Annotated in this window: 13 protein-coding genes and 1 tRNA gene; 5 read left to right on the top strand and 9 right to left on the bottom strand. The window is 71.7% G+C overall.

Annotated elements, in window-relative coordinates:
- Positions 1-128 precede the first annotated feature (128 nt).
- From V8J39_RS03365 to V8J39_RS03330, 8 genes are all read right to left on the bottom strand, one after another.
- On the bottom strand, positions 129-1,202 hold the full coding sequence (locus tag V8J39_RS03365; RefSeq protein ID WP_336459449.1) for a 2'-deoxycytidine 5'-triphosphate deaminase: 1,074 nt from the start codon (positions 1,200-1,202) through the stop codon (positions 129-131).
- A gap of 70 nt (positions 1,203-1,272) precedes the next feature.
- Positions 1,273-1,350, bottom strand: a tRNA-Pro gene (locus tag V8J39_RS03360).
- Between the two features lie 249 nt (positions 1,351-1,599).
- Positions 1,600-2,427: a MerR family transcriptional regulator gene (locus V8J39_RS03355; RefSeq protein ID WP_336459448.1), complete on the bottom strand. Its 828-nt coding sequence runs from the start codon at positions 2,425-2,427 to the stop codon at positions 1,600-1,602.
- A gap of 160 nt (positions 2,428-2,587) precedes the next feature.
- Positions 2,588-2,890: an integration host factor subunit alpha gene (gene ihfA / locus V8J39_RS03350; protein ID WP_336459447.1), complete on the bottom strand. Its 303-nt coding sequence runs from the start codon at positions 2,888-2,890 to the stop codon at positions 2,588-2,590.
- Positions 2,891-3,010: 120 nt separating this feature from the next.
- Positions 3,011-3,982: a beta-ketoacyl-ACP synthase III gene (locus V8J39_RS03345; RefSeq protein ID WP_336460181.1), complete on the bottom strand. Its 972-nt coding sequence runs from the start codon at positions 3,980-3,982 to the stop codon at positions 3,011-3,013.
- Between the two features lie 5 nt (positions 3,983-3,987).
- Positions 3,988-5,184, bottom strand: coding sequence for a phosphate acyltransferase PlsX (plsX, locus tag V8J39_RS03340; RefSeq protein WP_336459446.1), 1,197 nt, complete (start codon positions 5,182-5,184; stop codon positions 3,988-3,990).
- Positions 5,185-5,228: 44 nt separating this feature from the next.
- The gene (gene rpmF / locus V8J39_RS03335; protein WP_336459445.1) at positions 5,229-5,435 is read right to left on the bottom strand and encodes a 50S ribosomal protein L32; all 207 of its coding nucleotides are present in this window, start codon (positions 5,433-5,435) and stop codon (positions 5,229-5,231) included.
- Between the two features lie 311 nt (positions 5,436-5,746).
- A complete protein-coding gene (locus tag V8J39_RS03330; protein WP_336459444.1) occupies positions 5,747-6,307 on the bottom strand; it encodes a YceD family protein in 561 nt (186 codons plus the stop codon).
- A 365-nt stretch (positions 6,308-6,672) separates the two neighbouring features.
- Between V8J39_RS03330 and V8J39_RS03325 the strand changes: the two genes are divergently transcribed.
- A complete protein-coding gene (locus tag V8J39_RS03325) occupies positions 6,673-7,155 on the top strand; it encodes an outer membrane protein assembly factor BamE (RefSeq protein ID WP_336459443.1) in 483 nt (160 codons plus the stop codon).
- 156 nt (positions 7,156-7,311) lie between these two features.
- Here V8J39_RS03325 and msrB read toward each other — a convergent pair whose 3' ends face one another.
- Positions 7,312-7,767 carry a peptide-methionine (R)-S-oxide reductase MsrB gene (gene msrB / locus V8J39_RS03320; RefSeq protein WP_336459442.1) on the bottom strand — a complete coding sequence of 152 codons (456 nt, stop codon included), beginning with the start codon at positions 7,765-7,767 and terminating at the stop codon, positions 7,312-7,314.
- Positions 7,768-7,905: 138 nt separating this feature from the next.
- Here msrB and V8J39_RS03315 point away from each other — a divergent pair, with 138 nt between their 5' ends.
- From V8J39_RS03315 to pgi, 4 genes are all read left to right on the top strand, one after another.
- The gene (locus tag V8J39_RS03315; RefSeq protein WP_336459441.1) at positions 7,906-8,772 is read left to right on the top strand and encodes a GNAT family N-acetyltransferase; all 867 of its coding nucleotides are present in this window, start codon (positions 7,906-7,908) and stop codon (positions 8,770-8,772) included.
- A gap of 161 nt (positions 8,773-8,933) precedes the next feature.
- Positions 8,934-10,388 carry a glucose-6-phosphate dehydrogenase gene (gene zwf, locus V8J39_RS03310; protein WP_336460180.1) on the top strand — a complete coding sequence of 485 codons (1,455 nt, stop codon included), beginning with the start codon at positions 8,934-8,936 and terminating at the stop codon, positions 10,386-10,388.
- Entirely contained in the window at positions 10,385-11,059 is a 675-nt protein-coding gene (gene pgl, locus V8J39_RS03305; RefSeq protein WP_336459440.1) for a 6-phosphogluconolactonase, read from the top strand. The genes zwf and pgl overlap by 4 nt, the downstream gene beginning before the upstream one ends.
- A 155-nt stretch (positions 11,060-11,214) precedes the next feature.
- A complete protein-coding gene (pgi, locus tag V8J39_RS03300; protein ID WP_336459439.1) occupies positions 11,215-12,825 on the top strand; it encodes a glucose-6-phosphate isomerase in 1,611 nt (536 codons plus the stop codon).
- Positions 12,826-12,909: the final 84 nt, after the last annotated feature.

The following is a 12,909-nucleotide window of genomic DNA, read 5'->3' as shown; positions in this document are numbered from 1 at the left end:
CGCCCCCCGCATGTCTTGGCACGGCCAATTCCGCGGGGGTCCGGGGGGATGCATCCCCCCGGACCCCCGCGGAATTGGCCGTGCCAAGACATGCGGGGGGCGCGGGGGCATGCATGCCCCCCGGTCTTTCACTTGAAGTGCTTGGCCAGCTTCAGCCCCTGGCCCTGATAGTTCGACTTGATGTCGGCGCCGTAGAGCCGCGCGGGCAGGGCCGCCATGCGCTCGTAGACGAGCCGCCCCACCACCTGCGCATGTTCCAGCACGAAGGGCGCCTCGTGGCAGCGCACCTCGAGCACGCCGCGCGAGCCGGCGCCGCCGGCCTCGGCATGGCCGAAGCCGGGGTCGAAGAAGCCCGCGTAATGCACCCGGAACTCGCCCACCATGGCGAGATAGGGCGCCATCTCGGCGGCATGGTCGGGCGGGATCGTCACCGCCTCGCGGCTGACGAGGATGTAGAAGGCGCCGGGGTCGAGGATGATGCGCCCCTCGGTGGTGCGGATCTCTTCCCAGAACTCGGCCGCCGGGTACTGGCCGATCCGGTCGAGGTCGATGACCCCGGTATGGGGCTTGGCGCGGTAGCCCACCAGATCGCCCGTGGCGGGCCTGAGGTCGACCGAGAAGCCGAGGCCTGCCGAGATCACCGGATCGCCGTCCACGAGCCGCGTGCGCGCGTGCAGCGCCCGCAGGGCGGCGTCCGACAGCTCGGCCCGGCCGCGGCGGAATCGGATCTGGTTCAGCCGCATCCCCGGCCGCACCAGCACCGAGAACGAGCGCGGGCAGATCTCGGCCCAGAGCGCGCCGTCATAGCCTTCGGGGATGCGGTCGAACTCGACCCCGCCGTCGGTGACGACGCGGGTCAGCAGGTCGAGCCGGCCGGTCGAGGACTTGGCATTGCACACGGCGGTGACGCCGGCGGGCAGGCGCAGCCCCTCGGCCAGCGGCACGAGGTAGACGCAGCCCTTCTCCAGCACCGCGCCGTCCTGCAGCGAGACGCGGTGCATCTCGAACTCGGCCAGGCGGTCGGCGACGGTGGCGCCGCGGCCGCACAGGAACGAGGCGCGGACGCGGTAGGCGACGGTTCCCAGGCGCAGGTCGAGGCTGGCGGGCTGCAGCTGGGCGTCGGTGACCTCGGGCGCGGCGGTGATGGCGCCGGCGGCGATCATCGCGCGGATCTCGGTATCGGGCAGGACGCCTTCGGTCATGGTGGTGCCTCCTGCAACCGGTTGTCGGATAAGCGAACACCCGCCCCCTTGCGGGGACGGGTGTTTCGGTTGGTCGGGCCGGAGAGATTCGAACTCTCGACCTTCCGCCCCCCAGACGGACGCGCTAACCAGGCTGCGCCACGGCCCGACGGGGGCCTCTTAGCGCGAAGCGCGGGGCGGGCACAAGCGGCAAAACGCGGGAAGCGGCGGGGTTTTCGTAGGGGCATCCTGACGGCGCCGCCACGACCGGCAAATCGCGCGCCGGACCGGGGCGACACCGGGCCCGCGCCGCCGTGATCACGGCGCGTGCCGCGCTTGAGGGAGGGCTCTTCGGAGCGCCCTGCGGCGCCTGCGGACGCGGCCTTGCCGCTGCCGGTCGTCCGGCGGGGCACGCCGGTCAGAAGCGGTCGCGCAGCGCCGAGAGCCGGGCGGCGAGCCGGGCCAGCGCCACGCGGTCGGCCCCGGGCGACAGGCCCTGGCGGCGGAGCCGGGCCGAGACCGGGCGGGACACGGCGGGGTCCTCGTCGATTCCCGGCAGCTCGGGCGCCGGAAAGCCGCCGCGCGGGCCGGCCTCGGGGCGAATCGCGGTCGGGGTCTCGGACGGAATCTCGGTGGCCGAGTCGGTGGGGGTCGGGGCGGGGGCCGGGGTCGGGGCCGGGGCGGGCGGCTGCCCGGCATCGGGCAGGCCGGCGGTGGCGGCGGGCCGTGCCGGAGAGGCCTTCGGCGCCAGCATCAGCGACAGCAGGTCGGGCTCGGCCGGATCGGGCCTGTCCACCGCGGCGTCCCAGTCGGCGTGGTCGTCGCCGTCGCCGCCGGCCGCGGGTGCGGCATCGGCCGCGTCGAAGACGGCGTCGCGCTCATGCGTGGCGGCGGCGGTGATCGCCCGCACGCCCTGTTCGCGCAGCAGCTTCTGCACGCCGCGGATCGCCATGCCGTCGTCGCGCAGCAGCTTGCGAATCCCCGACAGCAGCGCCACGTCGGCCGGCCGGTAATAGCGCCGGCCGCCGGCGCGCTTCAGCGGCCGGACCTGCGAGAATTTCGTCTCCCAGAACCGCAGCACGTGCGGTTCGAGGTCGAGCAGGGTCGCGACCTCGCTGATCGTGCGGAAGGCGGTATCGGATTTCCCTGCCGGATCAGAGGTTTCGGCCCGGCTGTCGACGCGACGCGCGCCAGGGCGGCGCCGTGGCCGCGCGGTCGGACCGGGTGCAGAGCTCTCGGCCGTCATGTCGATCTGTCCCCCAGACCTCCGGCCGGAACGCGCCCGGCCAGGTTTCGGATGATCGGGCGGCGCCCGATCGGGCTACGGACTGTCGCGGCCGACCCTTGCCGGGGCGGGGCCGCTGCCGTGGTGCCGGCCCCCGGCCCGCGGCGGGGCCGGGACGCGGTCACTTGCGGTTGCCCTCGGCCACGCGGTCCTTCATCAGGTGCGAGGGCCGGAAGGTCAGCACCCGGCGCGGCGAGATCGGCACCTCGTCGCCGGTCTTCGGGTTGCGGCCGACCCGGGCCGCCTTGTCGCGGACCGAGAAGGTGCCGAAGGACGAGATCTTCACCTGCTCCCCCCGCACGAGCGCGTCGGACATGTGCTGCAGCACCGACTCCACGAGCTGGGCGGATTCGTTGCGCGAAAGGCCGACCTCGCGGAAAACGGCCTCGCTCAGGTCCATGCGTGTCAAGGTCTTGTCGCCCATGATGCTCCTCCTGCGGGTCACGGAAAGATGTGGGCAGAGTTTTTCGCTGTCAATATCGACGGTTGAAACACCACCGCCGATCAACGACTTGGACGGCTCACCTGTTCCGTGATGAGAGCGCTACCAGCGCAGGACCACCGAGCCCCAGGCAAGGCCGCCGCCGATCGCCTCGGTCACGACGAGGTCGCCCGCCTTGATCTGGCCGCGCTGGCGGCCGACCGACAGCGCCAGCGGGATCGAGGCGGCCGAGGTGTTGCCATGGGTCTGCACGGTGACGACCACGCGCTCCATCGGCACGCCCATGCGGTCGGCGGTGGCGGTGATGATGCGCAGGTTGGCCTGGTGCGGCACGATCCAGTCGACATCGGCGGGGGTCAGCCCGGCCTTGTCCAGCGCGCGGTGCGCGGTTTCGGCCAGCTTCTGCACCGCGTGCTTGAACACCGCGTTGCCCTGCATCTTCAGCACGCCCGCGGTCCCGGTCGAGGAGACTCCGCCATCGACATACAGCAGCTCGCGGTGGCGCCCGTCGCTGTTGAGGTCGGCCGCGAGGATGCCGCGGTCGGCGGGCGTGCCCGCGCCGGGCTGCGCCTCGAGCACGACGGCGCCGGCGCCGTCGCCGAACAGCACGCAGGTGGTGCGGTCGTTCCAGTCCATGATCCGGCTGAAGGTCTCGGCCCCGATCACCAGCACGCGCGCGGCCTGGCCCGAGACGATCAGCGCATTGGCCTGCGCCAGCGCGAAGACGAAGCCCGCGCAGACCGCCTGCACGTCGAAGGCGAAGCCGGCGGTCGAGCCGAGGCCGGCCTGCACCATGGTCGCGACCGAGGGGAAGGTGAAATCGGGGGTCGAGGTGGCGACGATGATCGCCTCGATCTCGGCCGCGGTCATCCCGGCATCGTCGAGCGCGGCCTGCGCGGCGCGGATCGCGAGGTCCGAGGTGGTCTGGCCGGGGGCGGCGAAATGGCGCTGCTCGATCCCGGTGCGGCTGCGGATCCATTCGTCCGAGGTCTCGACCTTCGCCTCGAATTCGGCATTGGGGACCACGCGCTCGGGAAGATAGTGGCCGGTGCCGCGGATCACCGCGCGTGTCATGCTCATCACAGGTTCCGTTCGTTTCCGGCAGCCGGGCGCGGCGGCTGGCCCTGGGGGGCGCCTGCGGCAGCCCCGGGAGAGGTGGCGGGAGCGGTCGCCGGCGCCGTCGCGGCCAGGGCTTCGGCCTGGTTCTGCGACACCTGGGCAAGCCGCTGGGCCAGGCGCTGCTGGAAGCCGGACTTGGCCAGCTGGAACGCCAGCTTGATCGCCGCCGAGACGCCCAGCGCATCGGCCGAGCCATGGGATTTCACGATGGTGCCGTTCAGGCCCAGAAAGACGCCGCCGTTGACGCGGCGCGGGTCGATGCGCCGCTGCAGCCGCTTGAGCGAGGCGAGCGCCAGCAGCGCCGCGATCTTCGACAGGAAGGTGGCGCCGAACGCCTCTTTCAGGAAGTCCGACACCAGCTTGGCGGTGCCCTCGCCGGTCTTCAGCGCGATGTTGCCGGTGAAGCCGTCGGTGACGATCACGTCGCAGCGCGCGCCCGGAAGGTCGCCGCCCTCGACGAAGCCCGTGTAGTCGAAGCCGCCGATCTCGGTCGCGGCCTGGATCATGTCCTGCGCCTGCTTGAGTTCCGCGCGGCCCTTGTGTTCCTCGGTGCCGACGTTCAGCAGGCCCACGCGCGGACGCTGCAGGCCCAGGCCGTTGCGGGCGTAGCTGGCGCCCATCAGCGCGTATTGCAGCAGGTCCTCGGCATCGGCGCGGATGTCGGCGCCGACGTCGAGCATGACGTTGAAGCCCGAGGGATTGCGCGAGGGCCAGAGGCAGGCGATGGCGGGGCGGTTCACGCCCGGCAGCTTGCGCAGCCGGATCATCGACAGCGCCATCAGCGCGCCGGTGTTGCCGCAGCTGACCGCCGCGACGGCCTCGCCCTGTTTCACGGATTCGATGGCCGACCACATCGAGGTGCCGGCGCCGGAGCGCATCACCTGGCTGGGTTTGTCGGTCATCTTGACCACGCCCTCGGCGTGGCGGATCTCGACCCGGCCCGTCAGTTCGGGGCGGTCGAGAAGGCGGCTCAGTTCCGGCTCGGGGCCGTGGACGATGAAGCCGATCTCGGGGTTGGCCACGGCCGAGAGGCGGATGCCCTCGGCCACTGCCTCGGCACCGCGGTCGCCGCCCATGGCGTCGACCGAGATGACGATGCGTCCCGGGGCCGGCTTGGGGCCGGGTCCCGGTGCAGTTTCCGCGTTCAGGTCCTGCATGGTGCCTCAGCCCCTATGGTCCGCCTGACGCGGGCCCACGGGCCTTACGCCGCGTCTTCGTCGAGATCGACTTCCTGCGCCTGGGCCACGACTTCCTTGTTGTCGTAGTGGCCGCAGGACGGGCAGACGTGGTGCGGGCGCTTCAGCTCGCCGCAGGACGAGCATTCGTTCGGGTTCGCGGCGACCAGGGCATCGTGGGCGCGGCGCATGTTGCGGCGGGAGCGCGTAACTCGGTTCTGCGGGACAGCCATTGTCTCGACCTCGTGTTCGAGGGGGACATGCCCCCGGGTGTGTTGGCAGGGGCGAACCCCCGGTGTTTCGGTTGCCTCCGTACCATGCAAGTCACGGAGGTTCCACGGTATTCAGACGGCGAGCGGACAAAGCCGCGGACCGCCGGCCCGTGACGTGAATGAGGCCGGGAACATACTCGGATTTCCCTGCGGCGCAAGCCCTTTCTGCCGGTTTTCCGGGCCGGTCCGGAAACCCCCGGGATGGCCGGAAAAACCCCGCGCAGGCGGGGTTTTGCAAGGTGTGGTGCAGGACGCCTTGCAGGGCAGGGCGGTCATTGCGACGGATCGCCGCCGTCGCGCTTGCGGATCATGTCGCCCAGGCCCGCGAAGGGGTTGCGCGTCTCCTCGGCGATCGGCTCGGCGCCGGGGGGCGTGCCCTCGGCCGCGCCCAGCTCGGCGCCATCGGCCCGCGGATAGAGCGGCAGCGCCAGCAGCAGCGCCTCGTGCATCACCGCGCCGAGGTCGATCACGGCGGGCAGTGGCTCGATCGAGTCGTCCTCGGGCATCTCGACCTCGCCCGCGCCGGGATCGGGCATCTCGGCCATCCAGAGGCGCGCGACCGGCTCGTCGAGGCGGGTGGTGACGGGATCGGTGGTGACGATGCAGGCCTGCACCACCGTGGCGCCGAGCATGGCCTCGAGCTGCCAGTCCTGGCGGCCCCGGGGCCGGATCTCGCCCTCGAAGCGCAGCTTGCGCAGGCCCAGAAGGCCCAGGTCCTCGGCCAGGGCGGCCAGCACCTCGGGCGCGGGGGTCAGGCTGAAGCGGCTGGGCTTGCGGGCGTGCAGGTCGGCGGGGCGCAGCGGGTGCGACCAGGGCGTGCGGGCATCGGTCATCCGGGGGCCTTTCTCGTCAGGCGGGTCAGGTGGCGGGTCGGGTGTTGCGGGCGGCGGTTTTAAGTGGCGGTCTTTGGTGGCGGCCTTGGGCGGCCGGCCTGCCGGAAGCCGCCGGTCGTCAGACCCCGTATATAGGGACCGCTTGAAGGCCGGCCCATGATTGTTGTAAGCCCTTAGGTGTCGGAACGGGGCCACGCAAGGCCCCTGTCCGTGCCTGCCGGCCCCGGGGCCGCGCCCGCCCGTGCCCGCCACGGTGCCGGCGCGCCCGCGGGGGCCGGGCGCGGGCCGGAACCGGCGGCAGAAGGGCGGCCTCGGCGGCCCGCGAAAGAAGACGACGACCTGAACAAGGCGAGGGACGGGTGCGGATGACCGACAAGGCAGGAAACGCGGGGGCCCGTATCGCCATGCTGGCGCTGGCCGCGACCGCCGTTCTGTCCGGCTGCGCGCCGGTCTACCGAAACCACGGCTACGTTCCCTCGCAGGAACAGCTCTCGATGATCGAGGTCGGCCGCGACACCCGCGAGACCGTCGGCGACTTCATCGGCAAGCCCGCGTCCTCGGGCGTGCTCGAATCGGGCGGCTGGTACTATGTCGGCAGCCAGTGGCGCGAATACGGCTGGCGCGAGCCGCAGGAGATCTCGCGCGAGGTCGTGGCGATCAGCTTCGACCAGGGCGGCAAGGTCTCGAACGTCGAGCGCTACGGGCTGGAACATGGCAAGGTCGTGCCGCTCGAGCGCCGCGTGACCGACAGCAACATCCGCGGCCCGAGCTTCTTCGGCCAGCTGCTGGGCAACCTCGGCGTGCTGGACGCGAGCCAGGTCATCAACGGCGACCAGCCGCCGCAGTGACGCTTCAGTGATGCTGCCGTGACGCCCCTGTGACGCAGGCCGCGGGCCCGGCAGACCGGTTCTTTCGAAAACGGCGGTCCCCGCGCAGGGGGCCGCCGTTCGCGTGTTCGGTCCTGGCCCGAAGGCCCGAGCGGGGCCCGGGGCCCGGGGCCCGCCTCACTCGGTGGCGGTGACCGCGTCGGGGGCGAAGTCCAGCGCCACGCCGTTGATGCAGTAGCGCAGCCCCCCCGCCTCGGGCGGGCCGTCGGGGAAGACATGGCCCAGATGCGCGTCGCAATGGGCACAGGTCACCTCGACCCGGCGCATGCCGTGGCTCAGATCGATGTGCTCGGTCACCGCCGCCTGCTCGACCGGAGCGGTGAAGGCGGGCCAGCCGCAGTGCGATTCGTATTTCGTCTGCTTGGTGAACAGCGCGGCGCCGCAGCACACGCAGCGGAAGGTGCCGGCGCCGGGGGCGAATCCGGGGTGGCTGTAGGGCCGCTCGGTCGCCGCGCGGCGGGTGACCATGAAGGTCAGGTCATCCCCAAGCTGCGCGCGCCACTCCGCATCGGTCTTCTCGACCCGGGGGGCTTGCCCGGATCCCGCGGCGGTCGGATCATCTTTAACGGCCATGGCGCATTCTCCGTCGTGTTTCGGTGATTTCCTTGCGGTATATAGGCGATGACCGGCCCCGCTTCGACCCCGCCCGGCCATCGCCGTATCGCCGAACCCGCCGCCGATCCCGTCCCCCGCGAAGGAGCCCACCGCGCCATGCTGTCGCTTTCCAAGGGGCGCTACCTCGCGCGGCTCGCGGCCACGGACGCGGATCTCGACCGCGCGCAGGCGCTGCGCTGGCGGGCGTTCCGCGGCCCGGACGGCGCCGCCGGCCTGCCCGCGGCCCCCGCCACGGGCGAGCTTGCGGCATCCGCCGCGGGCGAGCTTGCGGCAGCCGGCACTGGCGGCCTTGCGGCAGCCGCCGCGGGCGACCTTGCGGCCACCGCCCCCGCCGGCCGCGACGCCGATGCCTTCGACGCGATCTGCCGCCATGTGCTGGTCGAGGACATGCGCACCGGCGCGCTCGTGTGCTGCTTCCGGCTGCTGCCGCTGGCGCAGGGGGCCGAGATCGGGCGCAGCTATTCCGCCCAGCACTACGACCTGCGCGCGCTCGAGTCCTTCGAGGGGCCGATGGTCGAGATCGGGCGCTTCTGCCTCGCGCCCGACTGCCACGACCCCGACGTGCTGCGGCTGGCCTGGGGCGCGCTGACCCGCTTCGTCGACGATACCGGGGTCGAGATGCTGTTTGGCTGTTCGTCCTTCCGCGGCACCGATGCCGGCGCCTATCTCGACGCCTTCGCGATGCTGGGCGCGCGCCACCTCGCGCCCCGGCGCTGGCTGCCGCGGGTCAAGGCGCCCGACGTCTTCCGCTTCGCCCGCCGCCTGCGCGCCCGGCCCGCCGACCCGCGCGCCGCGCTTGGCACGATGCCGCCGCTGCTGCGCACCTACCTGATGATGGGCGGCTGGGTCAGCGACCATGCCGTCGTCGACCGCGACCTCGGCACGCTGCACGTCTTCACCGGGCTCGAGATCCGCGCGATCCCGCCGGCCCGCGCCCGCGCGCTGCGGGCCGTGGCCGGGTGACATTGCCGGGGGCGGTGCTAGACTCGCCCGGGAACAGGATCTAGACAGTCCTCGTTAGCGCTAACTTGGGCCGTCCGCGGCCGGGGAAGCCCAACGGAAGCGGCGCATGGCGTCGGAAAGGATCTCGGGTGGACGGCATCAGAACGGAGCTTGGAACGGTCATGGTCAGCCGCGTTATTCCAGTGGAACCCTTCGACCTGGTGATCTTCGGCGGCACCGGCGACCTTGCCAAGCGCAAGATCCTGCCGGGGTTGTACCGGCGCTTCTTCGCCGGGCAGATGCCCGAGACGGCGCGGATCATCGGCGCGGCCCGGTCGGACCTGGACGCGGCGGGCTTCCGCGACCTGGCCCGCGCCGCCATCGAGGAATTCGTGGGCCCGCGCAAGCGCGACCCGGCGACGATCGAGAAGTTCCTCGACCGGCTCGACTACGTCTCGATCGACGCGCGCGGCGAGGACGGCTGGCAGGAGCTGGCGACCAAGATGCGCGAGGGCACGGTGCGCGCCTTCTACCTGTCGGTGGCGCCGGCGCTGTTCGGCGACCTGGCCGAGCGGCTGCACCTGCATGGCATCACCACCCCCGAAAGCCGGATCGTGGTCGAAAAGCCCTTCGGCCGCGACCTCGCCTCGGCGCAGGCGCTGAACCGGGTGCTGGCCGAGCATTTCGCGGAAAGCCAGATCTACCGGATCGACCATTACCTGGGCAAGGAGACGGTGCAGAACCTGATGGCGGTGCGCTTCGCCAACATCCTGTTCGAGCCGCTGTGGAAGGCGCAGTACGTCGACCACGTGCAGATCACGGTGGCCGAGACCGTGGGCGTCGGCGGGCGCGGCAGCTATTACGACAAGTCCGGCGCGATGCGGGACATGATCCAGAACCACCTGATGCAGCTTCTGTGCCTGATCGCGATGGAGCCGCCCTATCACTTCGACAGCGACGCGATGCGCGACGAGAAGCTGAAGGTGATCCGCGCGCTCGACCCCGTCGGGCCCGAGGACATCGTGCGCGGCCAGTACGCGGCCGGCGGCGGACAGCAGTCCTATGCCCAGGACGCCGAGAACCCGGCCTCGCGCACCGAAAGCTACATCGCGATGAAGGTCGGCATCTCGAACTGGCGCTGGAAGGGCACGCCCTTCTACCTGCGCACCGGCAAGAAGCTGCGCGCCCGCACCTCCGAGATCGCGATCCACTTCAAGGAGCCGCCGCACTCGATCTTCGACGACGTGAAGGGCTGGCGCGAGAACGTGCTGGTGATCCGGCTGCAGCCGAACGAGGGCATGGACCTCAACGTGATGATCAAGGAGCCGGGGCCGGGCGGCATGCGCCTGGTGCAGGTGCCGCTCGACATGTCCTTCGCCGACGCGCTGGGCGAAGAGGGCACCGACATCCCCGACGCCTACGAGCGGCTGATCATGGACGTGATCCGCGGCAACCAGACGCTGTTCATGCGCGGCGACGAGGTCGAGGCCGCCTGGGCCTGGGTCGACCCGATCATCGGCGCCTGGGAGACGGCGGGCGACCGGCCGCAGGGCTATGATCCCGGCTCGTCGGGCCCCGACGACGCGCTGATGCTGATGCATCGCGACGGCCGGCGCTGGCGGGAGATCCGGGAATGAAGTTCGAGGAATACCCCGACCGCGACGCGCTGTGGATGGGGCTGGCCGACCGGCTGGCCTCGGCCTTGGGCGAGGCGGTGCGCGGCTCGGACGGCGGCGCCTCGCTCTGCGTGCCGGGCGGCACCACGCCGGGGCCGGTCTTCGACCTGCTGTCGGCCGCGCGGCTGGACTGGGACAGGGTGACGGTCTTTCTCAACGACGAGCGCTGGGTGCCCGAAAGCTCCGAGCGGTCGAACGGGCGGCTGGTGCGCCAGCGGCTGATCACCGATCGCGCCGCGGCGGCGACCTTCCTGCCGCTGTGGTCGGACCACGCGACGCCCGAAGAGGGCCTGCCCGCCCTGACCGAGGCGCTGCAGCCGCACCTGCCGATCTCGGTGCTGCTGCTGGGGATGGGGGGCGACATGCACACCGCGTCGCTGTTCCCCGGCGCCGACCGGCTGGCCGAGGCGCTGGCGCCCGACGCGCCGCTTCTGGTGCCGATGCGCGCCGAGGCGGCGGGCGAGCCGCGGGTGACGATCTCGGCGCCCTATCTCGCGGGCGCGCTGCAGATCCACGTGCTGATCACCGGCGACGAGAAGCGCGCGGCGCTTGAACGGGCGCAGGGCCTGCCGCCCGAAGAGGCGCCGATCCGCGCCGTGCTGTCGAACGCCACCGTGCACTGGGCCGCCTGACCCCGCCCCCCCGAACCTGCCGCCCGTGACCTGCCGCCCGGGCCCCCTTGGCCAAGCCCCTCCGCCAAGCCCCTTGGCCCGGCCCGGCGATCGCCACTGGCATCCCCCGGCCCGGCGCCTATGCTCTGGCCCAAGATCCGCAAACCGGAGAGATCATGACCTTCTGGGACGAACTCACCCGCCACCACGCCGGGATCGCCGACCGGCCGATCCTGTCGCTGTTCGACGATTCCGGGCGCGCCCGGACCTTCTCGGCCCGGATGCCCTCGGACGGGGGTGACCTGCTGTTCGACTATTCCAAGACCAACATCGACGGCACCAGCTTCGGCCAGCTGCTGGCGCTGGCCGAGACCCGCGGCGTCGCCGCCAAGCGCGAGGCGATGTTCACCGGCGCCAAGATCAACGAGACCGAGGACCGCGCGGTGCTGCACACGGCGCTGCGCACGCTCGAGGGCTCGGTCATGGTCGACGGCCGCGACGTGATGCCCGGCGTGCGCGAGGTGCACGAGGCGATGTCGGCCTTCGCCCGCGACGTGCGCGACGGCCGCTTCCAAGGGCAGGGCGGGCGGATCACCGATGTCGTCAACATCGGCATCGGCGGCTCTGACCTCGGGCCGGTGATGGCCACGATCGCGCTCGCGCCCTACTGCGACGGGCCGCGGCTGCACTACGTCTCGAATGTCGACGGCGCCCATGTCCACGACGTGCTGGCCCCGCTCGACCCCGAGACCACGCTGGTGATCGTCGCCTCGAAGACCTTCACCACGATCGAGACGATGACCAACGCGGAAACCGCGAAGGCCTGGATGTCGGCCCGCGTGGCGAATCCGGCCGCGCAGTTCGCCGCCGTCTCGACCTCGATGGGCCGCACCGCGGCCTTCGGCATCGACGCCGACCGCGTCTTCGGCTTCGAGGACTGGGTCGGCGGGCGCTATTCGATGTGGGGCCCGATCGGGCTGCCGGTGATGATCGCCGTCGGACCCGAACGGTTCGACAGCTTCCTCGCCGGCGCCGCCGCGATGGACCGCCATTTCCGCGAGACGCCCTTCGCGCAGAACCTGCCGGTGCTGCTGGCGCTGGTGGGGATCTGGCACAACCAGGTCTGCGGGTATCGCACCCGCGCCGTGCTGCCCTACGAGCAGCGGCTGCTGCGGCTGCCCGCCTATCTCCAGCAGCTCGAGATGGAATCGAACGGCAAGTCGGTGGCGATGGACGGCAGCAGCGTCGGCCATGACACCGGCCCCGTGGTCTGGGGCGAGCCCGGCACCAACGGCCAGCACGCCTTCTACCAGCTGATCCACCAGGGCACCCGGGTGATCCCCTGCGAATTCATGGTCGCGCGCGAGGGCCACGAGCCCGATCTCGCGCACCAGCACCGGCTCTTGGTCGCGAACTGCCTCGCCCAGTCCGAGGCGCTGCTGCGCGGCCGGTCGCTGGCCGAGGCGACCGCGATCATGCAGGCCAAGGGCCTGACGGGGGCCGAGCTCGACCGCCAGGCCCGCCACCGCGTCTTCCCCGGCAACCGCCCCTCGACGACGCTGGTCTACCCCCGGCTGACGCCCTTCGTGCTGGGCCAGATCGTGGCGCTCTACGAACACCGGGTCTTCGTCGAAGGGGTGATCCTGGGCATCAACAGCTTCGACCAGTGGGGGGTCGAGCTTGGCAAGGAACTGGCCAACAAGCTCGCGCCCGTCCTCGCGGGCGAGGAGGACGGCGCCGGCAAGGACGGCTCGACGCTGATGCTGGTGGACTACCTCAGGGGCTGAGGATGCCTGCCCGATGACGCGACAGGGGCGCGCCGGCATCTCCGGCGCGCCCCCGTTTTTTTCACACTGCGGCCCGCAAGCCGG

This window comes from Frigidibacter sp. MR17.24, from assembly GCF_037095655.1.
GTDB lineage: Bacteria > Pseudomonadota > Alphaproteobacteria > Rhodobacterales > Rhodobacteraceae > Frigidibacter.
This window is presented reverse-complemented; position numbering and strand designations above follow the sequence as displayed.